We start from the raw sequence: 23,929 nt of genomic DNA on the forward strand, positions 1-23,929 counted from the left end.
AGCGGTCTACTGCACCGTGCTCTCGGCCGACTCCGCGGAGGCGTTCCAGACGTCCAGACGCCACACCGGTTCCTCACCCGGCAGGGCGTGGCCGGACAACTGCACCCAGCTGGTGTTGGCGAGGCCTCCGAAAATGGGCCAGTTCTCCACCGGCAGCCCGAGCAGACCCGCGGTCAGCGCGGCGATCACCCCGCCGTGCGCCACCAGAACCACCGGCGCCTCGGCGTTCTCGCCCTGCCCCCAGTCGTCGAGACGGTCGACGAGTTCGGTGACCACCGGGACCGACCTGCCCGCCACCTCGACGCGTGACTCACCGTTCGGCGGCGCCCAGTGGGCGTCGTCGCGCCAGTGCCTGCGCGCACCGGGCGCGACGGTGTCCACCTCGGTGTGGGTCATACCCTGCCAGTCGCCCAGATGCGTCTCCCGCAACCGGACGTCGGTCTCCACCTCCTGGCCGGTCACCGCGGCCAGCGCGAGCGCCGTGTCGTAGGCGCGGCGCAGGTCGGAGGAGCGGATCAGCCGGGGTCCACGAGTGGCGAGGGCCCGGCCGGCGACAGCCGCCTGCGCCACCCCGACCGGCGACAGCTCGGTGTCGAGTTGACCCTGCATCCGCCGTCCCGCGTTGTACTCGGTCTGTCCGTGGCGCAGCAGGATCAGCCTGCGGACGATCGGAGTCAGCCGTTCGACACTGGTGTCGCCGGCGTCGGGTTCACTTCTCATTCGCCCGTCGCGGATTCTGCGCCGGAGGGTTCGCCGTCGTCGTCGGCGGCGCGATCGCGCGACGGCGGCTCGATGCCGTCGATCTCGATCGCCGGGCAGTCCTTCCAGAGCCGTTCGAGCCCGTAGAAGTCGCGCTCGTCGTCGTGCTGGACGTGCACGACGAGATCGCCGTAGTCGAGCAGCGCCCAACGGCCCTCACGCGTCCCCTCCCGGCGCAACGCCTTGTATCCGGCTTCGCGCAGCTTGTCCTCGATCTCTTCGACGATCGAGTTAACCTGCCGTTCGTTGTCCGCAGACGCGATGAAGAAGGCGTCGGTGATGACGAGCGTGTCGGAGACGTCGAGGGCGACGATGTCGGTCGCCACCTTGTCGGCGGCGGCCAGAGCCGCGATCGTCACCATCTGGCGGGCTTCGGGAGAAGCGGTCACGCGAGGTCCTTTCGGTACAAACCGTGCTTGGCGATGTACTGGACCACTCCGTCCGGTACCAGGTACCAGACCGGGCGTCCCGCGGCGGCGCGTGCACGGCAATCGGTCGAGGAGATCGCCAGCGCGGGGATCTCCAGCATCTGCAGGGCATCGGCCGGTTTGGCCGCCAGATGCTCCATCAGATGTGTGGCATTCAGTTCGTATCCGGGTCGCGAGACTCCGATGAAGTTCGCGAGCTCGAAGAGGTCTTCCCAATCATGCCAGGAGAGAATCGTCTCCAAGGCGTCCGCACCGGTGATGAAGTACAGCTCGTCGTCCGGATAGGTCTTCCGGAGGTCGCGGAGGGTGTCGACGGTATACGTCACGCCTTCGCGATCCACGTCCACCCGACTCACCGTGAACCGCGGGTTGGAGGCGGTGGCGATGACAGTCATCAGGTACCGGTGCTCGGCGGGCGAGACCAGCCGCGACGGGTCGGGCGCGTGGTCGCCCTCCTTCTGCCACGGTCGGCCCGTCGGGACGAAGACCACCTCGTCGAGTCCGAAGCGGTGGGCCACTTCGCTGCCCGCGACGAGGTGCCCGTTGTGGATCGGATCGAACGTCCCGCCCATCACGCCGATCCGGCGGGGCGCGCGTGCGGCCTGTGACATGCCGGTTGAGTCTACCGGGAGCGGTTCGGGCGGCGGTCGCGGGCCGGGGTGCGGGGTCGGGAGGGTTTCGACTCGCTCCGCTCGCTCAACAGGCCTGGGAAGAGTCGCTCAAACAAGCCTGGGGAACGGTCGCTCAACCAGCGTGCAGAAGGGGCGCTCAGCCGGCCTGGGAAGGGTCGCTCAGCAGGCCTGGGGAAGGACGTGCGGGAGTGTCAGACCGGGAGCAGGTCGGCGATCACTCTCGACAGTTGGTCGGCGTTGCGGCACTCGAACATCTCGATCACCTCTGCATACTTGCCGGCGTCCGAGTCGCCGGAGTCCCACGACGACCGGCGTTCCGGGTTGAGCCAGTAGGCGTTGCGGACACGGTCGCGCATCGCGGCGAGGGCGTCGGCGTGCGTCGGGCGGAAGTTGTTGCGCGCATCGCCCAGAATCAGCAGCGCGCTCTTGTGCGTGAGCGAATCACCGTAGCGGGCGTTGAACCCCTTGAGCATGTGACCGTAGTCGGAGTGGCCGTCGCGCGTGCTGATCGAGGCCTCGGTCAGCATGCGGTGCATCCGCTCGCCGAACTGCTCGTCACCGCTGCCGCGGTCGAAGAACTCGGTGACCTCGTCGACCGTGTCGACGAAGGCGAACACCCGCACATGGGAGAACTGCTGGCGAAGGGCGTACACCAGTTGCAGCGTGAACTGACTGAACCCCGCGACCGAACCGGAGACGTCGCAGATCACGACCAGTTCGGGTTTGCCGGGCCGCGGCTTGCGGCGGCGCAGCTCGATCGGCACGCCGCCGGTCGACATCGAGGCTCGCAGCGTGGCCCGCACGTCCACCTGGCCGTGATGGTTGCGCCTGCGCCGGAACTCGAGCTTCGCGGCCAGCAAGCGCGCGATCGGTGCGATCGTGCGCCGCATCTTGGCCAGATCCTGCGGATTGGCCGAGAAGAAGTCGATCATCTCCGGCAGCTTCGGCACCGCGTACTGGCCGACGGCGTCGCGCCCGCGCACCTCGGCCATGCGGCGCTGCGTCTCGGTCGTCACCGCGTCCCGCAGCCGTTCGGTCGCGTCCCGAGCCGCGCGACGGCTCATCGGATCCGTGCCAGGCCGCCCGCCCGACTCCGTCGGCTCCCCGCCGGCCATCGCCGCCGCGATACGGGCGATCAACGTCTGCGGCGAGATCGCCGTCATCGCCTGATAGGTCGAGTACGCCTCACCGCGCGCGGACTCGTACTGTCCCACCTCGCCGACGATCATCGCGACCAGCTGGTCGAACCGGCCGTCGCTCATCGCCTCGGCATCGGCGAGCACATCCGCGGTCAGCTCCCGCAGGGCCTGCACGTCGACGTTGCCGTCCGCGTCGCGCGGAACCTCCATGGCCGACCGCCGCGCCGCCGAGCCGAGCGGGAACCACAGCTCGAAACACAGATCGAAGGTGTCGCGGTGAGTGTGGTCGCCCAGCAGCGTCGCAGCGAGCCCTTCCCGAAGCGAGTCGCGGTCGAGCAGATCGAGCACGCTCATCGCCTGCCCCGCGTCGATCAGACTCGACGGCCCCACCGTGATGCCGCGGCTGCGCAGGTCGTCCACGAAACCGGTCAGGGTGTCGACGAGCGGCTCCGTCATCGACTGCGTGATCCCATCAGTGACATCCCACCGCTCATCTGTCACCGAGTTTGAGTTCGCGCAGTGCGGTCTTCACATCCGGGCGGTGTTTGAGCACCACTCCCAGGGTCCGCGCCACCAGTGAGTCGTCGATCCGGCCCGACGCGACGTCGGCGCCTGCGGTCATCGCCAGGAGGGTGTTGCCCCAGTCGATGGTCTCCGCCACCGACGGCTTCTTCTTGATGTCGAGGGTCCGCAGCACCCCGACGATCCGCACGATCTCCTCCGCCAACCGGGCAGGCAGCTCCGGCACGCGGGAGGCGAGGATCTCCCGTTCGAGTTGTGCGTCCGGGAAGTCGATGTACAGGTACAGGCAGCGGCGCTTGAGCGCCTCCGACAGTTCGCGATTCGCATTCGACGTCAGGAGCACGATCGGACGGCGGACCGCGGTCACCGTCCCCATCTCCGGAATCGTGATCGCGAAGTCGCTGAGCACCTCGAGCAGCAGACCCTCGATGTCCACGTCGGCCTTGTCGATCTCATCGATCAGCAGCACCGTGGGCTCGGTCCGCGAGATCGCCGTCAGCAGCGGCCGTGCGAGGAGGAACTCCTCGGAGAAGATGTCCCCCTTCGTCGCATCCCAGTCCCGATGACCCGCCGCCTGGATCGCGAGGATCTGCTTGGCGTGATTCCACTCGTACAGCGCCCGGGCCTCGTCGATGCCCTCATAGCACTGCAGCCTGACCAGCTCCGAACCGGTCGCCTGCGCCAGCGCGCGGGCCAGCTCCGTCTTGCCGACACCCGCGGGGCCCTCCACCAACAGCGGCTTTCCGAGCCGGTCGGCGAGGAAGGCCGTGGTGGACGTCGCGTCGTCGGCCAGATAGCCGGTCTGCTTGAGCCGTGACCGGACGTCGTCGACCCCGGTGAACGCGGGCCGCACGTCGTCACGCACGGTGGGACCGCCGAGGTTCTCCGCCGCGCTCATGCGGGACGGATCTGTCCGTCGCCCCACACCAGCCATTTGGTCGAGGTGAGTTCCGGAAGCCCCATCGGCCCACGCGCATGGAGCTTCTGCGTCGAGATGCCGATCTCGGCGCCGAAGCCGAACTGCTCGCCGTCGGTGAACGCCGTGGACGCGTTGACCATGACAGCGGCCGCGTCGACGCGCGAGGTGAACTCGTTTGCCGCCGAGAGACTTCCGGTGATGATCGCTTCGGTGTGACCGGTGCCGTACGCCGCGATGTGCTCGATCGCGGCGTCGATGCCGTCGACCACCTTGAGCGCGATGTCGAGCGAGAGGTATTCGCGGTGCCAGTCGTCCTCCGTGGCGGGTTCCATTCCGGGTTCCTCACCGTGGATCACCACTCCCTGAGCCTGCAGCGCAGAGGTGATCGGAACCAATGCTCGGTCGGCGATCTCGCGGTCGAGCAACACGGTCTCGACCGTGTTGCAGACGCTGGGCCGACGGGTCTTGGCGTTGAGCACGATCCGGGTCGCGACGTCGACATCGGCATCCCGGTGGACGAAGATGTGGCAGTTGCCGGTTCCGGTCTCGATGGTCGGGACCTTGGCGTTCTCGACGATCGCGTTGATCAGTCCGGCACCGCCGCGCGGGATCACCACGTCCACCAATCCGCGCGCCTGGATCAGCGCGGTGACGCTCTCGCGGCTCTCGCTCGGCAGCAACGACACCGCGTTCGGGTCGATCTGGTGGTCGCGCAGCACTCCGCGCAGCACCTCCACCAGCGCCGCGTTGGACGCCGCGGCCGACGACGACCCGCGCAGCAGGACCGCGTTTCCGGATTTGAAGGAGATGCCGAAGCCGTCGACCGTGACGTTGGGGCGGGCCTCGTACACGAATCCGACCACGCCCAGCGGCACCCGCACCTGACGCAGTTCGAGACCGTTGGGCAGGGTCTTCCCGGCCAGTACCTCGCCGATCGGATCGGGCAGCGCCGCCACCTGGCGCAGGCCGCCGGTGATGCCCGCCACGCGCTCCGGGGTCAGACGCAGTCGGTCGACCAGCGACGCCTCGGTGCCTGCTTCCTCGGCGCGACGCACATCGTCGGCATTGGCTGCGAGAACGTCCTCGGCTGCCGAGTCGATTGCATCGGCGGCCGCCAGCAGCACGGCGTTCTTCTGCGCGGTCGTCAGTGGCCCGAGCGTGCGGGCGGCCTTCTTGGCGGCGGTGGCGAGTTCGGTGACCGCGGCCGTGACGTCTGCCGTCACGCCGGCGGTCGCGTCGACCGAATCGGCGGTGGGTGCACTCATGACTCCAGGGTAGCCGCGACGGCCGGTCACACCCGCGGCAGCCGCACGGTGAACGTCGCTCCCCTGCCGGGCCCGTCGCTCGCCGCCGACAGGCTGCCGCCGTGCTGTTCGACCAGAGCCCGCGCGATGGTGAGCCCGATCCCGCTGCCACCGTGGTCCCGATCGCGGGCGGTGTCAGCACGATAGAACCGGTCGAAGACGTGGGAGAGATGGTCGGAGGCGATACCGTCGCCGGTGTCGGCGACCTCGATGACGGCGTCCGGATCGGCACAGCGCGTCCGCAGCGTCACCGCGCCACCGTCAGGAGTGTGCCGCAACGCGTTGGCCAGCAGATTTCCCAGGACTTGGCCGATCCGTGCGGGGTCGGCGCGGACGGCTGTCGCCGCATGCGCCTCCACCCGCAGCGTCACTCCCTTCGCCGCATACGCCTCCCCCGCCGCGGCGGCCGCCGACTCCGCGAGTTCACGATCGGTGGTCCGCACCGGCATCACCGACAGCACGCCCTCCTGCGCCTGCGACACCGCGGTCACGTCCTCGGCGAGACGGCGCAGCCGGCCGGTCGCCGCATGCAGGATGTCCATCGTGTCGGCGTCCGGCCGCCGGACACCGTCCTCGACGGCTTCGAGATACGAGTCGATGGTGGCGAGCGGGGTGCGCATCTCGTGGGCGAGGTCCGAGAGCATCCGGCGGCGCGTCGCCTCGGTCTCCGCCAGCCGTGCGGCGAGCCGGTTCACCGCTGCGGCGAGCGCGTCGAACTCCCGTCCCATTCCGCCGCCGTGCACCCGCACGTCGTATCCGCCGTCCGCGATCCGGGCGGTCGACGCCGCCACCGCCGTGACGGTCCGGTGCGCGCGTCCGGCGAGGTACCAGCTCACCGCGAGCGCGGACACCGTGGCGATCACGGCGGCCAGTCCCCACGACACACCCACGGCAGCGGCGAAGGCGCGTTCGACGTGCATCGCCTCGCTCGAATCGCGGTCGATTCCCGCTTGACGCAGATGCTCACGGAAGATCCCCGGAGCGACGAGCCACGCGATCATCAGTGCGCACGCGGTGGTGGCGACCACCACCGCCGCCATCACGAGCATCAGTCCGGTGCCGACCGCGAACCGGCTCGGCCGACCGGTCGCGGTCATCGCCCGGTGCCCATTCGATAGCCGACGCCGCGAACGGTGCGCACATATCGTCCGTGGGCCGCGTCGTCGCCGAGCTTGCGTCGCACGTGGCCGATGTGGACGTCGACGAGGTGGTCGTCGCCGACCCATTCCGGGCCCCATACGGCGTCGATGAGACGACTGCGCGAGAACACCGTTCCGGGGGCCGACGAGAGCACCTCGAGAACATCGAACTCGGTGCGGGTCAGATGGACCGGCGCGCCTGCCACCCGCACCTCTCGGCCGGGAACGTCGATGGACAGGTCACCGACCACGCGGACCGTGCCCGACCGGCCCGCCGCCGCTCCGGCGAAACCGTTGCGAGGACGCCTCATCCGCGCCTGGATCCGTGCCGACAGCTCGCGCGGACTGAACGGTTTGGTCACGTAGTCGTCCGCCCCGATCGACAGCCCCACCAGCGTGTCGACCTCGTCGGCGCGTGCGGTCAGCATCACCACGTAGGCGTCGGAGAAGGTGCGCAGCCGGCGGCACACCTCCACACCGTCGAGTCCGGGCAACCCCAGATCGAGGACCACCACGTCGGGGTCCACACTTCGCGCGCGGGCCACCGCCTCGCCCCCGTCGCCGGTCACTGTGACCTCGAACCCGTCCCGCTCCAGGTACGACGCCACCAGCGCCGCGATCGCCGCCTCGTCCTCCACCACCATCGCCCGTGCCGACATGGCCTCCATCTTGACCGGAATCCGGCCGGGATCTCATCTACCCGGGTGCCGACGGTCCGGAGCTTGAGCAAACCTTCACAGAAGGGTCATCGAACGAGGCGAGTCCGTGCGGCAGACTGGCTCGAGACCACCACGGAAGGAACGCTCATCGTGAGAACCCGACTCGCCGCCACCACGATCGCCGCCGCAGCTGTCATCGTCGGCGCCGCCGCGTGCAGCCCGAACGAGGAGGCCTCGGACGCCACCCACGACATGTCGAGCATGTCGGCCTCGCACGAGGCTCCGCATTCGTCGCAGGCGTCCGCCGGCACCGAACACAACGAAGCCGACGTGATGTTCGCTCAGATGATGCTCCCGCACCACGAACAGGCACTGGTGATGAGCGACATCATTCTCGCCAAGCCGGGTGTCCCGGGCAATGTCACGGCCCTGGCCAAGCGGATCAAGGACGCGCAGGGGCCGGAGATCGACAAGCTCAAGTCCTGGCTCACGGCATGGAACGAGCCGACGCATTCGTCGATGGACCACGAGATGGACGGCATGCTGTCCGAGGACCAGATCGCTCAGCTGCGCGCCGCACAGGGCACCGACGCCGCCCGGCTCTTCCTCACGCAGATGATCGAGCATCACGAGGGCGCGGTCGACATGGCCAAGGAGGAGATCGCCGACGGCAAGAACACCGACGCGGTCGAGATGGCCCGCGACATCGCCGACTCCCAGCAGTCCGAGATCGATGAGATGAAGGCGATGCTGAAGGGCTTGTGAGTCACCCCCAGGGTCATTGAGTGAACGCAGCGCTCCCAGGCTCATGCAGCATTCCCAGGCTCATTGAGCGAGCGCAGCATCCCCAGGCTCATTGAGCGAGCGCAGCGAGTCGAAATCCCCCACCCCCGGTTTCGACTCGCTCCGCTCGCTCAACCACCGAGCACGAGAGTTCGACCCACCGCCGAGCACACCCTCCCCAGGCCTAATGAGGCGAGCACAACATCCGCTCGCTCAACCACCGAGCACCAGAGTTCAGCCCGCCGCCGAGCGCACCCTCCCCAGGCTTATTGAGCGAGGACGAGAGTTCAGCCCACCGCAGAGCGCCCTCCCCAGGCTTATTGAGCGAGCGCAGCGAGTCGAAATCACCGCACCGACAGCCAAGCCGAGAGGAGTCGCTCGACCCTTTAATCGACGGGCGACAAGACGGGGAACACCGCGTCGCGCAACAGCGGTGCGATGTCGGCTCGGCTCCGGTCGGTGGGCTCGACCCACGCGATCTCGGCGATCTCCGCACTCGCCGCGGGAACGCCGACCACAGGGTGCTCGAAGACCTCCGCGACGACGACGTGACCGGGTTCGTTCGCGGCGTCGGCTTCGAACGTGCCGAGAGCACGCAGTGAACTCTCATCCAGGTGCACTCCGAGTTCCTCCCGCGCCTCGCGTACCGCGGCTGACGCGAAACTCTCCCCCGGATCGAGCTTTCCGCCGGGGAACATGAACAGCGACGACCCGCGTTTGCGCACTACGAGCACGCGGCCCACCCGGTCGCGCATCACCACGGCGCTCACCACGATTCGACGATCCACTGTTCTCCCACCCGCTCAGCACGACCTCAGGACCGCACCGAGGATATCTCTCGACGGAACGTCGATCGGGAGTCCGTACGCGGTGAGGACGGCCACGAACTGGACCGCGTACTGGCAGTGAAAGGCACGCAGCGGCGGCATCCAGCGAGCCGGTTCAGCATCCGACTTCGCCTGGTTGCTGGCACCGTCCACCGCGACGAGGTTCGCCGGGTCGTTGGCGAACGACCATCGGCGCGGCGCCGGCCACCTCGACGCCCCCAGGTCCCAGGCGTAAGAGAGCGGAACGATGTGATCGATCTGCACTGCCGCCGAACCGCGACCGCGCTGGAATCCGATCGTCCGGCCGGTGTACGGGCTGGTCAGCGTGCCTGAGGCGACAGCACTCGGGCACGACGACGTACCGGTTCGCGCCGAAACCACGAGGTCGCGGGCGAGGATGTCGTTGCGGGTGTCGCAGGCATTGCCGCCGCCCCGCACCGCCGCATCGTCTGTCCACGCCGGACCGAAGGCGTCCCGGTCGTACGACGAGTCGTGAGGCGGCCGTCGGCCGAGGACGGGAAGCGCAGACAACGCGGCGCGCGCCCGTACAACGGCAGCCGCCGGCACCTTCGAAGGCGTGTGCGGAAGACCTGCCCCGACCGCGACCACTGCGGACGTGACCGCGAAGACCACGACGATCGTCCACTGCCGGACGGTGAGCCGAATCCGCCCGGGTCTGCGCCGCGACCGACTCCACCGCCATCGCTGAGCGGCCGCACGCGGCAGGCCGAGAAGACGCCCCATGCTCCTTAGACGCAGCCGCGACGGTCGCGGTTCCGCGACACGCGCTCAGCGCTGGATGTAGCGCACGCGCTCAGTGCTGGATATAGCGCACCAGATGTTCACGCTCGGTCTCCAGCTCATCGATCGCGCTCTTGACCACGTCCCCGATACTGATGATCCCGACCAGCGCCCCGTCGTCGAGGACCGGGAGGTGACGGACGCGGTGTTCGGTCATCGTCTCCCGCAGGCCCTCGATCTCGTCGCCGGGAGAGCAGGTGTGCACGATGGGAGTCATGATCCGGCCCACCGGACCGTCGAGGATGTCCGCGCCGCCCGAATGCAGCCTGCGAACCACGTCGCGTTCGGAGACGATGCCGGCGAGTGCACCGCCCTCGTCGATCACCACCACCGCCCCGATGTTCCACTCGTCGAGCGTCGCCAGCAGACTGCGCACCGTGGATGCGGCGCCCACGGTGATCACTCCGCTGCCCTTCTTGCTCAGGATCTGGGAAATCCGCATTTCGCCGTCCTCCACCCGTTCGGTGAGCTGAATTCGACATCTCCAGGGTCCGCCAAAACTCGCCGAAAGACCAGACCCTGTCGCACCGCTCCCGCGCCGGTTGACGAGCGGGTACGGGCGCGACGGGGTTCCCAGCCCGGGGATGCGGTGGTTTCGACTCGCTGCGCTCGCTCAACCAGCGGGAGGGGAGCCGCTCAACCAGCGCGGGAGGGGAGCCGCTCAACCAGCGGGAGGGGAGCCGCTCGACCAGCGCGGGCGGGAGCCGCTCAACCAGCGCGGGCGGGAGCCGCTCGACCAGCGGGCGAGACGGTCACGACTTGTCGAGGTACTCGGCGCGGGAGGGCAGCAGGATTGAATGCACGAGATCGGCGAGTGGTTGGTGCGCCACCAGATCCGGATCGTCGAGCACGATCTGCTCCGCGAGGTCGCGGGCATCCGCGATGACCTCGGTGTCGTCGAGCAGCGAGAGGAAGCTCAACGAACTCTTGCCGCCCGACTGCAACGATCCGAGGATGTCTCCCTCGCGTCGCTGTGCGAGGTCGACGCGGGCGAGCTCGAAGCCGTCGTTGCTGGCCTCGACAGCACGGAGACGCTCCATCGACGGCCCCACGTCGCTCGCCGTCGTCATCAGCAGGCACAGCCCGGCATGACGACCGCGTCCCACGCGACCGCGGAGCTGGTGCAACTGGCTCACGCCGAACCGTTCGGCATTGACGATCGCCATCATGGTGGCGTTCGGGACGTCGACGCCGACCTCGATCACGGTGGTCGCGACCAGCACGTCCACGTCTCCGCGGGTGAAGCCGTCCATGACGTCGTTCTTCTCGTCGGCGGGCAGCCGACCGTGCAGGATGCCGATGCGGCGGCCCGCGAGCGGTCCCGCCTCCAACTGTTCGGCGAGGTCCAGCACGGAGACGGTGTCGTCGTCGGGCTCCTGATCCTTGGCGGCCTTCTTCGACTTCTTCACGTTGGTCTGTTCGTCGCCGATCTTGGTGCACACCACATACACCTGTCGGCCGGCGTCGATCTCCTCATTGGCCCGTGCCCAGACCCGGTCCACCCACTTCTGGTTGCGCATCGGCACCACGCTGGTGGCGATGGGCTGCCGGCCTCGCGGCAGTTCGGTCATCACCGACGTCTCGAGATCACCGAAGGTGATCATCGCGACGGTGCGGGGAATCGGAGTCGCCGTCATCACCAGGAAGTGCGGCCGGGTCTCGTCGCGACCCTTGGACCGCAGGACGTCGCGCTGTTCGACACCGAAGCGGTGCTGTTCGTCGACCACGACCATCCCGAGATCGAAGAACTCCACATGTTCTTCCAGCAGTGCGTGCGTGCCGATGACGATGCCCGCCTCCCCGGTGACCGCGTCGAGCAGCGTCTGGCGTTTGGCCGCGGTCCCGAGCGATCCGGTCAGCAGTCCGACGCGGGTCGCACCGTCGGCGGCGCCCAGTTCACCCGCTCGCGCGAGGTCTCCGAGCATCGTCATCACGGTGCGGTAGTGCTGGGCGGCGAGGACCTCGGTGGGTGCGAGGATCGCGCACTGGTGGCCGTTGTCGACCACTCGGAGCATCGCGAGCAGAGAGACGAGGGTCTTGCCGGAACCGACCTCGCCCTGCAGCAGCCTGCTCATCGGGTGCTCGCCGGCGAGGTCCTCGCCGATCTCCGCGAGAACGTCGCGCTGGCCGCCGGTGAGTTCGAACGGCAACCGTTCCAGGAGCCGATCCTCCAGGCCGCCGGGAACGTGCGGGCACGAGCGCGCCGACTCCGAGACCGCGCTCAAACGCCTGCGGGCGAGCTCGGTCTGCACGGCGAGCGCTTCGTCGAACTTCAGCCGAGCGCGTGCGGCCTCGATGTCGTCGAGGCTGTCGGGCAGGTGGATGCGGCTGATCGCCTCGTCGGCCGTGATCAGACCGCGTTCGGCGCGCTGCGCCTCCGTGAGCGGGTCCTCGGCGGGCACCGTGTCCGCCAGCACCTGCCGCACCGCACGCCAGATCTCCCAGGTCTGAACGTCTTTGGTGGCCGGATACATCGGGATGATGTCGCGCGAGAAGTTCGCGACGTCGTCGGGCGACGCGGTGGATCCATGCGAGCCCTTGCCCTCCGACTCTGCTTCCTCGGCGGCCAACTCGCCGATCATGGCGGCGTTCCCCACGACGTCGATGCCGTCGTCCTCGGGCAGCACCATCCAGTCCGGATGCGACAGCTGGATCTGGTCGCGGAAGAGCTTCACGGTGCCGGCGAGCGCGACACGGGTACCCGGTCGCAGCACCTTCTGGATCCATCGGGCGTTGAAGAAGCTCGCCTCGTAGTCGGCGCGGCCGTCGTTGACCACGATCTTGAGGAACTGTCCGTACCTGCGCTTCATCTGGATCATCTGCGCCTTCTTGATGCGCCCGATCACAGTGATCCACTCGCCCGCCTCCGGGCGCTCGGACTCCGACAGATGACCGCGCCGCAGGTACCGGCGCGGCACGTAGCGGAGCAGTTCACCGACCGTGGTCAGTTCCAGTCCGGCCAGTTTCTTCAGCAGCGCCGGGTCCACCGACGAGTCGGTCAGCGGCGAGGCGGCGGTCAGCATCATTCGACGCCGACCTGCAACAGGTGCGACGACTGTCCGGTCTCGTACAGCGCCAGTTCGATGCCCGGGTAGTGCGCGTGCAGATGCTCGGCAATAGCCTCCCGCGTCCGTTCGTCAAGGTCGCGGCCCGCGAGCCCGGTCACCAGCTCGCCGCCGGTCGCGAGCATCAGATCGAGCAGCGCGGTGGCCGCCTGCCGCTGCTCGGGTGCGATGACCAGCACATCGGAGCCGATGAGTCCGAGGGTGTCGCCGATCTCGCAGGTGCCTGCGAGAGTCATCATCTTGGTGTTGGAGTGCATCAATGAGCCCCAGCGCGTGTTCGCGGCCGCCTCGGCCATGGCGAAGGCGTCCACGTCGGGCTCTTCGACCGGATCGTGCACGGCCAGGGCGGACAGGCACTGCACCATCGACAGCGTCGGCAGGAAGACCACCGACCGTTGGGGCGAACGCGCCTGCGCGCCCACCTGTACCAGATCCTGCGAGGACATCATCCCGTTCCCCATCACGATGACGTGGGCGCTGTCGGTCGCGCGGATCGCCTTCGAGAGCGTCGCCGGATGGACGCCGTGATCGGCCCGGACCACTGCCGCTCCCGCCTCGGCGAAGAGTTGTTCGGCGCCGTCGCCGGTGACCAGGACGACGACGGCCCGTTTGAACCGCGGCGGCGGCTCGTTGGCCCCCGGCGCGGCACGGATGGCGTCGAGCGCGAAGCAGCTGATCCGGATGTCGGTGAGCCGACCCAGTTCGATCCCGGCTTCAACCGCGGCCCCGGGGTCGTCGGTGTGCACATGCACGGAGAACCGCTCGCCGTCGGCGGAGCTGTCGCCGACGATCACGACCGAGTCGCCGAGTTGTCCGAGCCGGTCGCGGAGCCCGCCGATCTGCGCTCCTTCGGCGCCGTCGAGCAGATACATCACCTCGAAGTCGGTGTCGCCGGCACCGCCGCACTCTCCGGTCTCGTGGCCCGTACCGTGCACACTCGAGGTGAGGATGCCGCGGTAGGCGCGGCGCTTGTTGGCGACGCCGGTGACGACCAGCACGAGCGCGTCGGCCATCGCCAGGAAGCCTCGTGCACCGGCGTCCACCACACCCGCGCTCGCGAGTTCGGGCATCTGCTCGGGCGTGTGCTCGAGTGCTTCGGCGCAGTCGTCGGCCACCGCGCGCGCCAGATCCGCCGGTGATCCGGCGACATTGGCCGCAGCCGAATCCGCCGCGACCTGCAGCAGAGTGAGAACAGTTCCCTCCCTCGGCTCGCTGACGGCACGCCGGGCCGCGAGGGCGCCGAGGCGCAGCCCGTTCTTGCACAGTCGATTGAAACTGTGGTCGTTCTCGGCCATCGCGAGATCGACCGCGTCGGCGATCCCGACCAGGACCTGCGAGAGAATGACGCCGGAGTTGCCGCGAGCGCATCCGACGGCCGCCTCCGCGAGAGTGCGGGTCACCGCGGGCAGATCGGCCGCGCCGTCGAGGTCGTCGAGGACCGCGAGCGCGCCGGTCATCGTCTGCGCCATGTTGCTTCCGGTGTCCGAATCGGGGATCGGGAAGACGTTGAGGTCGTTGATCTCCGGACGCAGAGCCTCGAGGCCGTCGGCGCAGGCACGTGCCCAGTCCCTGATGAGCTGAGGATTGACCGCGGTACTGCTGTCTCCGGTCATCAACCGCACGACCACCCCGCCTTCCCGTCGCTCTCCGCCGGCCCGTCGCGATCCTCGTGCGCGGTCGCCGAACCGCCGGTGAACCTCGAATGTGCCCCGAGGTTACCGCCCGCCCCCGACACTCGGACAGGTACTGTCGCGGCGTCTGGTCCGGGCCCCTCGCCGAGGTCGCCGGGACTCTCGCGTTCCGGCGCCGATTTGGACACCCGAGGTCTGCGCGGTTATTCTATTCGGGTTGCCGATCGTCGCGGCGCGCACCGCAGCGCCCGCTATCGGCTGACCACTGACCCAAGTTTTCTACCAAGGGAGTTCGATCATGGCTGCCGTTTGTGACGTTTGTGGCAAGGGCCCCGGCTTCGGCAAGTCGGTCTCGCACTCGCATCGGCGCACCAACCGCCGCTGGAACCCGAACATCCAGTCTGTGCGCGTCGAGGTCGCCCCGGGCAACAAGAAGCGCAAGAACGTGTGCACCTCGTGCCTCAAGGCGGGCAAGACCGTCAAGGCCTGAGCGCACCACGCGTGAGGAGATCGCCGTCCGGCAGTGCCGGGCGGCGATTTCGTCGTCTCCGGAGTCGCCGAGTGCACCTGTCCGGCGCGGACGGCAACCACCCGGACCGGCCGGCGACGAGCGTTCCGTAGAGTACTCGCCATGGCCTCTGATCTGATCCGCGTCGACGACGACGGCGTTCTGAACCTCACCATCTCGACCGGCGATGCGGGAACCGCTCTCGATCACGCTCTGGTCCTGGAGTCACGCGAGGCGCTGCGCGCCGTCACCCGGGGAAAGCTCGAGGCGGGTGCGGTGCTGCTCCGCGGTGCTGGCAAGAACTTCTGCGCGGGTGGCAATGTCGCGGCGTTCGCGGCGGCCGACGACCGCAGCGACTACCTGCGGGGCCTGGCCGACGATCTGCATTCGACGATCGAGTTCCTCTACGAGACGGAGCTTCCGGTGGTCGCCGCGGTGAAGGGCTGGGCCGCCGGCGCAGGCATGAGCCTCGTTCTGCACGCGGACATCGCGATCGGCGGTCGCGCCACCAAGATGCGTCCCGCCTATCCCGGAATCGGACTGTCGCCCGACGGCGGCATGTCATGGCTGCTCCCCCGCGTCGTGGGCGCGGCCCGCGCACGGCACATCATCATGACCGACCAGATCCTGGACGCCGACCGCGCGCTGGACCTCGGCATCCTGTCGGAGATCGTCGACGACGCTTCCGTCGAGCAGACCGCCCACGACGTCGCGGCCGGGCTCGCCTCCGGACCGCGCGGCTCCTACCGCGCGATCCGCCGTCTGCTGCACCACAGCGCCACCAGCACCCTCGGCGATCAGCTCACCGCGGAGTCGGCCTCGATCGCAGCCCTCGGATCCACGCCCGAGGGCGTCGAGGGAGTCGACGCCTTCGTCGCCAAGCGCGCGCCGGACTACGCCGCCGCCCGCCGGTAGTCCGACCGGATCAGGGCAGACGCCAGTCCACCGGATCGCCGCCGAGATCGAGCAGTTCCTCGTTGGCGCGGGAGAAGGGTCGCGAACCGAAGAACCCGCGCGACGCCGAGAGCGGCGACGGGTGGGGCGATTCGATGACCGGGACGTCGGGCAACCACTTCACCAGCTGCCGGGCGTCGTTGCCCCACAGGATCGCCACCATGGGCTCGTCGCGCGCGGCCAGCGCTTTGATCGCGCACTCGGTCACCTCTTCCCACCCCTTGTTGCGGTGGGACGCCGGTTCGCCCGGGCGCACCGTCAGAACTCTGTTGAGAAGGAGAACGCCCTGCCGCGCCCACGGCGTCAGATCGCCGTTGGCCGGACGGGGATAACCGAGGTCTTCGCAGTACTCCTGGTAGATGTTCTGCAGCGATCGCGGAATCGGGCGGACGTCCGGCGCCACGGAGAAGCTCAGTCCCACAGCGTGCCCCGGCGTGGGATAGGGATCCTGTCCGACGATGAGAACCCGGACGTCATCGAAGGGCTGCGCGAACGCGCGCAGCACGTTCTCTCCGGCGGGCAGGTAGCGACGGCCGGCCGCGATCTCCTCGCGCAGGAATCGGCCCATCCGTGCGACCGTCTCCTCGACCGGCGCCAGTGCCTGAGCCCAGCCGGGATCGATCAGCTCGGCCAACGGCTTGGCGCTCACGCGTCGAGCCTCCGGAGGCTCTTCCGGTAGTACTGGGCGTTCTGGTAGTAGAGCTCGGTGTTCTGCTGCAGATGGCCCTCCGGAACCTGATAGCCCTCGCGGAGGCGGGCCGGGACGCCGAGCACCATCGACCGCTCGGGAACCGTGAAGCCGTACGACACCACCGCACCGGCGCCGACCACCGAGCCCGCGCCGATCACCGAACGGTTCAGGACCACCGATCCCGAAGCGATCAGGCATTCGTCGCCGATCGTCGATCCCTCGATGTGCGCGTTGTGCCCGACGACGCAACCGGCGCCGATCACGGTGGGCTCGGTGAAGGTGCAGTGCACCACCGTGCCGTCCTGGATGTTGGTGCGGTCGCCGACGGTGATGGTCCCGTAGTCGCCGCGGAGCACCGCTCCCGGCCAGATCGAGACCCCGTCGCCGAGCGTCACCGCACCGATGACGGTCGCGTCGGGATGAATGAAAACGTCTGTGCCGAGAACCGGCTCACGATCGCCGAGTGCGTAGACAGCCATACGTCGATCTAATCAGGTCAGGTCTCGGTGAACGATTGCCACCCGCGGATCTCTCCGACGGCCGCGCCGTCGATGCGGGCGTCGGGCTCGCCGTCGGACACCGTCCCGATCACCGTCCAGCCCGCGGGGACCGCCGAGGGCTCGAAGGCCGCGAGCAGCTCGTGTTCCTCGCCGCCCGCGAGGGCCCATCGCGCGGGGTCGACGCCGAGCGCCGCCCCGAGTTCGGCGAGCCCGCGGACCTGGGGAACCGACGCCGAATCGATGTCGATCCGTACCTGCGAAGCCTCCGCCATCGTGATGATCTCCTCCACGAGGCCGTCGGAGACGTCGGTCATCGCCCGGGCGCCCGCCAGCGCCGCCACGCGCCCCTGACCCAGATCCGGCCGCGGGAGGCGGTAGGCCTCGACCAGGTCGGAGAACTGCTCCAGCAGAAGAGGATCCGCCCCGTGCTCGACGGCAGACAGAGCCGCCAGACCGCCTGCCGGACCGCCGAGCGGACCGCTGAGCGCGAGCACCTCGCCGCCGCGCGCACCCGACAGCGCCACCGCCTGCGTGCCGTCGAGAACACCGAGGGAGGTGACGGTCAGCACCACCTCCGACGAGGACACGAGGTCGCCGCCGAGCACCCGCGCCCGATACCTGTGGGTCTGGTCGACGATGCCGGCGTTGAGCTCGAGCACGCGCTCCACCGGGGTCTGCGGCGGGCAGCCGATCGACACGACGACGCCGGTGAGGACCCCGCCCATCGCCGCGATGTCGGCGGCGCTCTGGACCACCGCCCGTGCCCCGATCTGCCGCGGAGTCGACCAGTCGAACCGGAAGTGCCTGCCCGCGACCGCTGTGTCAGTGCTGACCACCACCGGTCCGGTGGGCGCGAACACCGCTGCATCGTCGCCCGACCCGATCACCAGATCGTCGGTGTCACCGCCCGACGCCGCGGCAGTGGTGAACATCGCGACCAGCGCGCGTTCTCCGACTTCACCCACTGTCTTCATCGGGCCGATGCTACCGCCGGCGCACCGCGAACGGTCGCACCGATTTCCACGGACGCAGTCCATCGATCACACTGGCAGCATGAGCGACGGCACCGGGAACACTCCAACGGAGAAGGCTCAGGACGGCCAGACCGCGGCCGATGAGGGACCGCGATTCAGTCCGGCGATGATCGCCACCCTGGTGGCAGTCCCGGTCATGGTGATCGCCGGCTTCATCACGTACGCGGCGCTGCACTTCTCCGCCGACGACACCCCGCCGTCACCGGTCGAGTCGTACACGACCACCGCCGCCGACGCCGCCGGCTGCGCCGAGTTCATCAAGAAACTGCCCGATGAGCTCGGCGACTTCGAGGGCAAGTCGGTCGACGGGACCACCGTCCGATGGACCAAAGCCGACTCCGACCCGGTTGTGGTGCGCTGCGGTGTCGAGCGGCCCGACGAACTCGCGCCGACGAGTTCACTGCAGGTGATCAACCCGGTCCAGTGGTTCATCACCGACACGATCGAGGGCCGCGGTCAGGCGTACGTGAGCGTCGACCACCGCCCCTACGTGGCCGTGTGGGTGCCCGCGGGTGCCGGCAACGCGCCGATCACCGACGTCTCGGCGTTGATCGAGAAGAATCTGCAGCGAGCCCCGCTCGACTTCGGCCGCTGACGCGGCTCAGGCCCGCCCGTACACCTCCGGTTTGGTGCTGCGCCCGAGCAGGGAACTGACCATGTCCGACACCGACATGCCCTCGTGGCACACCTGATGGACGGCCTCGGTCAGCGGCATCTCCACCCCGTGCGCCTTCGCCAGCGCCAGCACCGACGAGCACGATTTGACGCCCTCGGCCACCTGCCCGTTGGTCGCCGCCTGAGCCTCGGCCAGGCTCGCGCCCTCGCCCAGGCGGGCACCGAAGGTTCGGTTGCGCGACAGCGGCGAGGAGCACGTCGCCACGAGGTCGCCGATGCCCGCGAGACCGGCGAGGGTCGTGATGTCGGCGCCCAGTGCCACTCCCAGCCGAATGGTCTCGGCGAGACCGCGCGTGATGATCGTCGCCAGCGTGTTCTCGCCGAAGCCCATCCCGGACGCCATGCCGCACGCGAGCGCGATCACGTTCTTCGCCGCTCCGCCGATCTCGCAGCCGACGACGTCGACGTTGGTGTACGGACGGAAGTATCCGGTGGCGAACGCCTCCTGCACACGAACCGCCTGGGCCTCGTCGACGCATGCGATCACGGTGGCGGCGGGCTGTCCCTGCGCCACCTCTTTCGCGAGGTTGGGTCCGGTCAGCACCGCGATCTGCCGAGCCGGGAACCCGGTGACCTCGGCGATCACTTCGCTCATCCGCTTACCGGAACTCGTCTCGACGCCCTTGGCGAGGGACAGCAGGATCGCATCGGCGGGCAGATGCGGTCGCCAGATCTCGAGGTTGGCACGCAACGACTGCGAGGGCACCGCACACACCACCAGTTCGGCGCCGGCCAGCGCCTCCTCCACGGAGCCGACGGCCCGCAGACTCTCGGGCAGCGCGATACCCGAGAGGTAATCGCGATTCTCGTGGGCGGTGTTGATCTGCTCCACCAGCTCCGGACGGCGAGCCCAGATCTTCACCTCGTTGCCCGCATCGGCGAGCACCTTCGCCACCGCGGTGCCCCACGATCCAGCACCCATCACTACTGCACGCACTCGCGACTCCTCCACCCACGACCGGTAACTGCGGTCCACCCTAGCGCCACCTCGCCACGGCTCAGCGCCGATCGCCGGGGTCGGCTCGACGGCCCGGCAGGCGGCCCGGCCCGTCGGTGCTGCACCATGGTGAACATGCGCGACCCGCTCCCGATAGCCGTCGTCCTGGCCGTGAAACGGCTGGACCACGCGAAGTCACGGCTGGCCGGGGCCCTGCCCTCCGACGAGCAGCGCCGGAGCCTGGTGACCGCGATGCTCGGCGACACGCTCGAGGCGGTCCGGGAGGCGGGCGTCGCGCAGGCGGCTGTCGTCACTCCCGATCCCGCCGTGCACGTCGCCGTCCGCGAGCACGGTGTCCGGGTACTCGACGAGCCCGAGGAGGCCGGCGCCGCGCCGCGCCGATCACCGTTGAACGCAGCGCTGGCGCATGCGATCGCGGCCGTCTCCCCGACCGCCGCGCTCATCGCCGCGTTGCAGGCCGACCTCGCGGCGCTCGACGCGCTCACGCTCGCCGAGGTACTGGACGAAGCGGCCGCAGCCATCGCCGGAGGCGCCCCCGCAGCCTTCGTCGCCGACCGCTCCGGAGAGGGCACGGCGCTGCTGGTGGTGCGCGCCCAGCACCCCGTCGAACCGCGATTCGGTGCCCGGTCGGCGTCGGCGCACCGAGCGGCCGGAGCGGTTGAGCTCGATCCCGGGCGGCTGCGGTGGGCCCGGCTGCGCACCGACGTCGACACGCCCGCGGATCTGGCCGCCGCGGTCGAACTCGGCGTCGGGAGACGCACGGGCGCGGCACTCCGGGCGTCCCGACACTCCGGTGAACCAAACCGTCCGGCTGACAGGACAGCATCGGACCGATAGTCCACAATTGACGCGTGAGTGCCACGGAAGAGATCGAGAACGAGTCCCAGACCGCCCTGCCCGCCGCACTGCCGGCCGAGACCGTGGATCCCGACGAAGCGGCGGACCTGCCCGCCGACCGGTACTTCAACCGTGAGCTGAGCTGGCTCGACTTCAACTCTCGCGTCCTCGCACTGGCCGAGGACGTCTCCCGCCCGCTGCTGGAGCGCGCCAAGTTCCTGGCCATCTTCGCGTCGAATCTCGACGAGTTCTTCATGGTGCGCGTCGCGGGCCTCAAGCGCCGCGACGAGACCGGCCTCTCGGTGCGCTCGGCGGACGGCCGTTCCCCGCGCGAGCAACTGCATATGATCGCTGTCCGCACCCAGAAGATCGCCGACCGGCATGCGCGCGTCTTCCGTGACTCGGTGCTCCCGGCACTCTCCGGCGAGAACATCAAGATCATCGGCTGGGACGATCTCACGGCCGCCGAGCGGGTGCGGATGCAGACGCACTTCCACAACGAACTGTTCCCGATCCTGACCCCGCTGGCCGTCGATCCGGCGCATCCGTTCCCCTACATCTCGGGTCTGAGCCTGAACCTCGCGGTGACGGTGAAGGACCGCGCCGAGGGCGGCGAGCACTTCGCGCGTGTGAAGGTGCCCGACAACGTCAACCGGTTCGTCCGGGTCGACCGTCTCGTCCAGCCGCAGGGCCCCGACGACGGGCCGCGCACCGCGCTCTTCCTGCCCGTGGAGAATCTGATCGCGGCCAATCTGCCGGAACTGTTCCCCGGCATGGAGATCGTGGAGCACCACGTCTTCCGGGTCACGCGCAACGCCGACTTCGAGGTCGACGAGGACCGTGACGAGGACCTGCTCCAGGCGCTCGAACGCGAACTGGCGCGCAGGCGGTTCGGTTCACCGGTCCGGCTCGAGGTCGGCGACGACATGACCGAGCACATGCTCGAACTCCTGCTCCGCGAGTTGGACGTCGACCCGGGCGACGTCATCCAAGTGCCTGGACTGCTCGATCTGACCTGTCTCTGGCAGATCTACGGGATCGACCGGCCGCAGCTGAAGGAGCGTCCGTTCGTGCCGGCCACCCACCCGGCGTTCGGTGAGCGGGAGACGCCGAAGAGCATCTTCTCGACCCTGCGCGACGGCGACGTGCTGGTACATCACCCCTACGACTCGTTCTCCACCAGCGTCCAGCGATTCATCGAGCAGGCGGCCGCCGATCCGCACGTGCTGGCGATCAAGCAGACCCTCTACCGCACCTCGGGCGACTCGCCCATCGTCAACGCGCTGATCGACGCCGCGGCCGCGGGCAAACAGGTGGTGGCGCTGGTGGAACTCAAGGCACGGTTCGACGAACAGGCCAACATCCGCTGGGCGCGCACTCTGGAACAGGCCGGGGTGCACGTCGTCTACGGGCTCGTCGGGCTCAAGACGCATTGCAAGACCTGCCTGGTGATCCGTCGCGAGGGCTCGACCCTTCGCCGCTACTGTCACATCGGCACGGGCAACTACAACCCGAAGACGGCACGGCTGTACGAAGACGTCGGTCTGTTCACCGCCGCACCGGAGATCGGCTCGGACCTCACCGACCTGTTCAACACGCTCACCGGCTACTCGCGCAAGCAGGAGTACCGGAATCTGCTGGTGGCGCCCCACGGCATCCGCACCGGCATCATCGAGCGGATCGAGGGCGAGATCGCGGCCCACCGGTCCGGAGATCCGGGGGCACTCATCCGGCTCAAGGCCAACGCGCTGGTCGACGAGCAGGTGATCGACGCGCTGTACCGGGCCTCACAGGCGGGCGTTCGCGTCGACGTGGTGGTGCGGGGCATCTGCGCGCTGCGACCGGGTGTGGAGGGACTCAGCGAGAACATCGTCGTCCGGTCGATTCTCGGCGAGTTCCTGGAGCATTCACGGATCCTGCAGTTCGGTGCCCAGAACGAGTACTGGATCGGCAGCGCCGACATGATGCACCGCAACCTCGATCGACGTGTCGAGGTGATGGTGCAGGTCCGTGACCGCAGGCTGGCCGCCGATCTGGAGGACATCTTCGAGTCGGCGCTCGATCCCCGGACCCGCTGCTGGGAACTGCAGCCGGACGGCACCTGGCGGGCCCAGCCGGCGGCCGGTGAGCAGGTCCGCGACCACCAGCGACAGATGATGACCCGTCAACGCCACCACGCCGACCCGACTGGATCCTGATGAGCCGGCCGACCCGTACCGTGTGGGCCGGAGGCGGCGTCCTCTGGAAGCCGAGCAAGTCGGCCGGCGTGAAGGTGGCGCTGGTTCACCGGCGGCGCTACGACGACTGGTCGCTGCCCAAGGGAAAGGCCGAACGCGGCGAGATCCTGCCGGTGACGGCCGCGCGGGAACTCGTCGAAGAGACCGGCTACGAGGTGCGGTTGGGACACCGGCTGCGCACTGTCGGCTACCGTCTGGCCTCGGGGGTGCCGAAACGGGTCTCCTATTGGGCGGTGGAGGCCGTCGGCGGAGGGTTCCACGCCAACCGCGAATGCGACGATCTGAAGTGGCTTCCGGTGGCCGACGCGATCGACGCGGTCAGCTACGACGCCGATCGCGATGTGCTGCACACCTTCGCCTCCCGGCCGGTGCGAGAGCTGCACACACTGATCGTTCTCCGGCATGCGTCGGCGGGGAGCCGCAGGGACTTCACCGGCGACGATCGCCTGCGGCCGCTCGACACGTGCGGGGTGGCCCAGGCCGCGGCGATCCGTGAGCTGCTCCCCCTCTTCGGCGCGCACCGCCTGCACGCCGCCGACCGGACACGGTGCGTCGACACTCTCGCGCCGCTGGCCGAATCGCTGCGCACCGAGGTGAAGCTGGAACCCGCACTGTCGGAGGAGTCCTTCGAGGCGGCTCCGGACGAGGCCTACCGCAGGATTCGACGACTGGCGAGCAAGACCGGGTCGGTGCACGCGGTGTGCAGTCAGGGCGGAGTCATCGCACCGTTGCTGCACCGGTGGGCCGAGGCCGACGGTGTGGAGTTGCCCGAAGCGGACAACCGCAAGGGCAGCGTATGGGTGCTGACCACGCGCGACGGCGATCTCGTCGCCGCCGATCACATCCCCAGTCCGCTCGCCGACTGACACACCGGACGCACTTCGGCCCCCGTCCACATCGTGCGGACAGGGGCCGAAGTGCGCAATA

24 protein-coding genes are annotated in these 23,929 nt (G+C 68.9%); 7 read left to right on the plus strand and 17 right to left on the minus strand.

The genetic code is table 11. The annotated features are described in order from the left end of the window. Positions 1 to 6: 6 nt before the first annotated feature. From ACZ5QD_RS08530 to ACZ5QD_RS08565, 8 genes are all read right to left on the minus strand, one after another. Positions 7 to 720 carry a histidine phosphatase family protein gene (locus ACZ5QD_RS08530; protein ID WP_006895978.1) on the minus strand — a complete coding sequence of 238 codons (714 nt, stop codon included), beginning with the start codon at positions 718 to 720 and terminating at the stop codon, positions 7 to 9. Continuing rightward, a complete protein-coding gene (gene rsfS / locus ACZ5QD_RS08535) occupies positions 717 to 1,148 on the minus strand; it encodes a ribosome silencing factor (RefSeq protein ID WP_062366934.1) in 432 nt (143 codons plus the stop codon). The genes ACZ5QD_RS08530 and rsfS overlap by 4 nt, the downstream gene beginning before the upstream one ends. Then, complete coding sequence (nadD, locus tag ACZ5QD_RS08540) at positions 1,145 to 1,798, minus strand: nicotinate-nucleotide adenylyltransferase (RefSeq protein WP_006895976.1); 654 nt, start codon at positions 1,796 to 1,798, stop codon at positions 1,145 to 1,147. The genes rsfS and nadD overlap by 4 nt, the downstream gene beginning before the upstream one ends. A 212-nt stretch (positions 1,799 to 2,010) precedes the next feature. Further along, the gene (locus tag ACZ5QD_RS08545) at positions 2,011 to 3,414 is read right to left on the minus strand and encodes a vWA domain-containing protein (RefSeq protein WP_006895975.1); all 1,404 of its coding nucleotides are present in this window, start codon (positions 3,412 to 3,414) and stop codon (positions 2,011 to 2,013) included. 34 nt (positions 3,415 to 3,448) lie between these two features. Further along, positions 3,449 to 4,378: an AAA family ATPase gene (locus ACZ5QD_RS08550; RefSeq protein ID WP_045539011.1), complete on the minus strand. Its 930-nt coding sequence runs from the start codon at positions 4,376 to 4,378 to the stop codon at positions 3,449 to 3,451. After that, complete coding sequence (locus tag ACZ5QD_RS08555) at positions 4,375 to 5,664, minus strand: glutamate-5-semialdehyde dehydrogenase (protein WP_375003914.1); 1,290 nt, start codon at positions 5,662 to 5,664, stop codon at positions 4,375 to 4,377. Before ACZ5QD_RS08555 ends, ACZ5QD_RS08550 begins: the two co-directional genes overlap by 4 nt. Positions 5,665 to 5,690: 26 nt before the next feature. Continuing rightward, complete coding sequence (locus ACZ5QD_RS08560) at positions 5,691 to 6,800, minus strand: sensor histidine kinase (protein WP_464367223.1); 1,110 nt, start codon at positions 6,798 to 6,800, stop codon at positions 5,691 to 5,693. Further along, the gene (locus ACZ5QD_RS08565; RefSeq protein ID WP_039867249.1) at positions 6,797 to 7,486 is read right to left on the minus strand and encodes a response regulator transcription factor; all 690 of its coding nucleotides are present in this window, start codon (positions 7,484 to 7,486) and stop codon (positions 6,797 to 6,799) included. The genes ACZ5QD_RS08560 and ACZ5QD_RS08565 overlap by 4 nt, the downstream gene beginning before the upstream one ends. A 165-nt stretch (positions 7,487 to 7,651) precedes the next feature. On the opposite strand from ACZ5QD_RS08565, the gene ACZ5QD_RS08570 reads away from it, so the two are divergent. Further along, the gene (locus ACZ5QD_RS08570) at positions 7,652 to 8,266 is read left to right on the plus strand and encodes a DUF305 domain-containing protein (RefSeq protein ID WP_006895970.1); all 615 of its coding nucleotides are present in this window, start codon (positions 7,652 to 7,654) and stop codon (positions 8,264 to 8,266) included. Between the two features lie 404 nt (positions 8,267 to 8,670). Here ACZ5QD_RS08570 and ACZ5QD_RS08575 read toward each other — a convergent pair whose 3' ends face one another. From ACZ5QD_RS08575 to ACZ5QD_RS08595, 5 genes are all read right to left on the minus strand, one after another. Beyond that, on the minus strand, positions 8,671 to 9,072 hold the full coding sequence (locus tag ACZ5QD_RS08575; protein ID WP_280512903.1) for an NUDIX hydrolase: 402 nt from the start codon (positions 9,070 to 9,072) through the stop codon (positions 8,671 to 8,673). 15 nt (positions 9,073 to 9,087) lie between these two features. Next, on the minus strand, positions 9,088 to 9,855 hold the full coding sequence (locus tag ACZ5QD_RS08580; RefSeq protein ID WP_006895968.1) for an HNH endonuclease family protein: 768 nt from the start codon (positions 9,853 to 9,855) through the stop codon (positions 9,088 to 9,090). 70 nt (positions 9,856 to 9,925) lie between these two features. Further along, the gene (locus ACZ5QD_RS08585; RefSeq protein ID WP_062367024.1) at positions 9,926 to 10,354 is read right to left on the minus strand and encodes a CBS domain-containing protein; all 429 of its coding nucleotides are present in this window, start codon (positions 10,352 to 10,354) and stop codon (positions 9,926 to 9,928) included. 310 nt (positions 10,355 to 10,664) lie between these two features. After that, on the minus strand, positions 10,665 to 12,935 hold the full coding sequence (recG, locus tag ACZ5QD_RS08590; RefSeq protein WP_412475733.1) for an ATP-dependent DNA helicase RecG: 2,271 nt from the start codon (positions 12,933 to 12,935) through the stop codon (positions 10,665 to 10,667). Further along, positions 12,935 to 14,590 carry a DAK2 domain-containing protein gene (locus tag ACZ5QD_RS08595; RefSeq protein ID WP_039867245.1) on the minus strand — a complete coding sequence of 552 codons (1,656 nt, stop codon included), beginning with the start codon at positions 14,588 to 14,590 and terminating at the stop codon, positions 12,935 to 12,937. The genes recG and ACZ5QD_RS08595 overlap by 1 nt, the downstream gene beginning before the upstream one ends. A 316-nt stretch (positions 14,591 to 14,906) precedes the next feature. On the opposite strand from ACZ5QD_RS08595, the gene rpmB reads away from it, so the two are divergent. Both rpmB and ACZ5QD_RS08605 read left to right on the plus strand, forming a co-directional pair. Beyond that, a complete protein-coding gene (gene rpmB / locus ACZ5QD_RS08600; RefSeq protein ID WP_006895964.1) occupies positions 14,907 to 15,098 on the plus strand; it encodes a 50S ribosomal protein L28 in 192 nt (63 codons plus the stop codon). A 141-nt stretch (positions 15,099 to 15,239) separates the two neighbouring features. Further along, positions 15,240 to 16,031 carry an enoyl-CoA hydratase/isomerase family protein gene (locus ACZ5QD_RS08605; RefSeq protein ID WP_006895963.1) on the plus strand — a complete coding sequence of 264 codons (792 nt, stop codon included), beginning with the start codon at positions 15,240 to 15,242 and terminating at the stop codon, positions 16,029 to 16,031. Between the two features lie 10 nt (positions 16,032 to 16,041). On the opposite strand, the gene ACZ5QD_RS08610 is transcribed toward ACZ5QD_RS08605, so the two are convergent. From ACZ5QD_RS08610 to thiL, 3 genes are read right to left on the minus strand one after another with little or no spacing between them, the layout of a single operon-like run. Beyond that, entirely contained in the window at positions 16,042 to 16,719 is a 678-nt protein-coding gene (locus ACZ5QD_RS08610; protein ID WP_278124365.1) for a uracil-DNA glycosylase, read from the minus strand. Next, positions 16,716 to 17,240, minus strand: a complete 525-nt coding sequence (locus ACZ5QD_RS08615) for a gamma carbonic anhydrase family protein (RefSeq protein ID WP_006895961.1) — start codon at positions 17,238 to 17,240, stop codon at positions 16,716 to 16,718. Before ACZ5QD_RS08615 ends, ACZ5QD_RS08610 begins: the two co-directional genes overlap by 4 nt. A 17-nt stretch (positions 17,241 to 17,257) precedes the next feature. Continuing rightward, positions 17,258 to 18,235 carry a thiamine-phosphate kinase gene (gene thiL, locus ACZ5QD_RS08620; RefSeq protein ID WP_278124368.1) on the minus strand — a complete coding sequence of 326 codons (978 nt, stop codon included), beginning with the start codon at positions 18,233 to 18,235 and terminating at the stop codon, positions 17,258 to 17,260. Positions 18,236 to 18,314: 79 nt separating this feature from the next. Here thiL and ACZ5QD_RS08625 point away from each other — a divergent pair, with 79 nt between their 5' ends. Continuing rightward, entirely contained in the window at positions 18,315 to 18,890 is a 576-nt protein-coding gene (locus ACZ5QD_RS08625) for a DUF3515 domain-containing protein (protein WP_278124369.1), read from the plus strand. 6 nt (positions 18,891 to 18,896) lie between these two features. On the opposite strand, the gene ACZ5QD_RS08630 is transcribed toward ACZ5QD_RS08625, so the two are convergent. Next, positions 18,897 to 19,907, minus strand: a complete 1,011-nt coding sequence (locus ACZ5QD_RS08630) for an NAD(P)H-dependent glycerol-3-phosphate dehydrogenase (RefSeq protein ID WP_062367028.1) — start codon at positions 19,905 to 19,907, stop codon at positions 18,897 to 18,899. A gap of 126 nt (positions 19,908 to 20,033) precedes the next feature. Here ACZ5QD_RS08630 and cofC point away from each other — a divergent pair, with 126 nt between their 5' ends. Genes cofC through ACZ5QD_RS08645 form a run of 3 tightly spaced genes read left to right on the plus strand, consistent with a single transcriptional unit; the run spans position 20,034 to position 23,868 of the window. Further along, positions 20,034 to 20,765 carry a 2-phospho-L-lactate guanylyltransferase gene (gene cofC, locus ACZ5QD_RS08635; RefSeq protein ID WP_006895957.1) on the plus strand — a complete coding sequence of 244 codons (732 nt, stop codon included), beginning with the start codon at positions 20,034 to 20,036 and terminating at the stop codon, positions 20,763 to 20,765. A gap of 14 nt (positions 20,766 to 20,779) precedes the next feature. Beyond that, positions 20,780 to 22,963: an RNA degradosome polyphosphate kinase gene (locus ACZ5QD_RS08640; RefSeq protein WP_006895956.1), complete on the plus strand. Its 2,184-nt coding sequence runs from the start codon at positions 20,780 to 20,782 to the stop codon at positions 22,961 to 22,963. Beyond that, positions 22,963 to 23,868, plus strand: a complete 906-nt coding sequence (locus ACZ5QD_RS08645; protein ID WP_006895955.1) for an NUDIX hydrolase — start codon at positions 22,963 to 22,965, stop codon at positions 23,866 to 23,868. The genes ACZ5QD_RS08640 and ACZ5QD_RS08645 overlap by 1 nt, the downstream gene beginning before the upstream one ends. Positions 23,869 to 23,929: the final 61 nt, after the last annotated feature.

The organism is Gordonia sp. J1A, assembly GCF_055393515.1.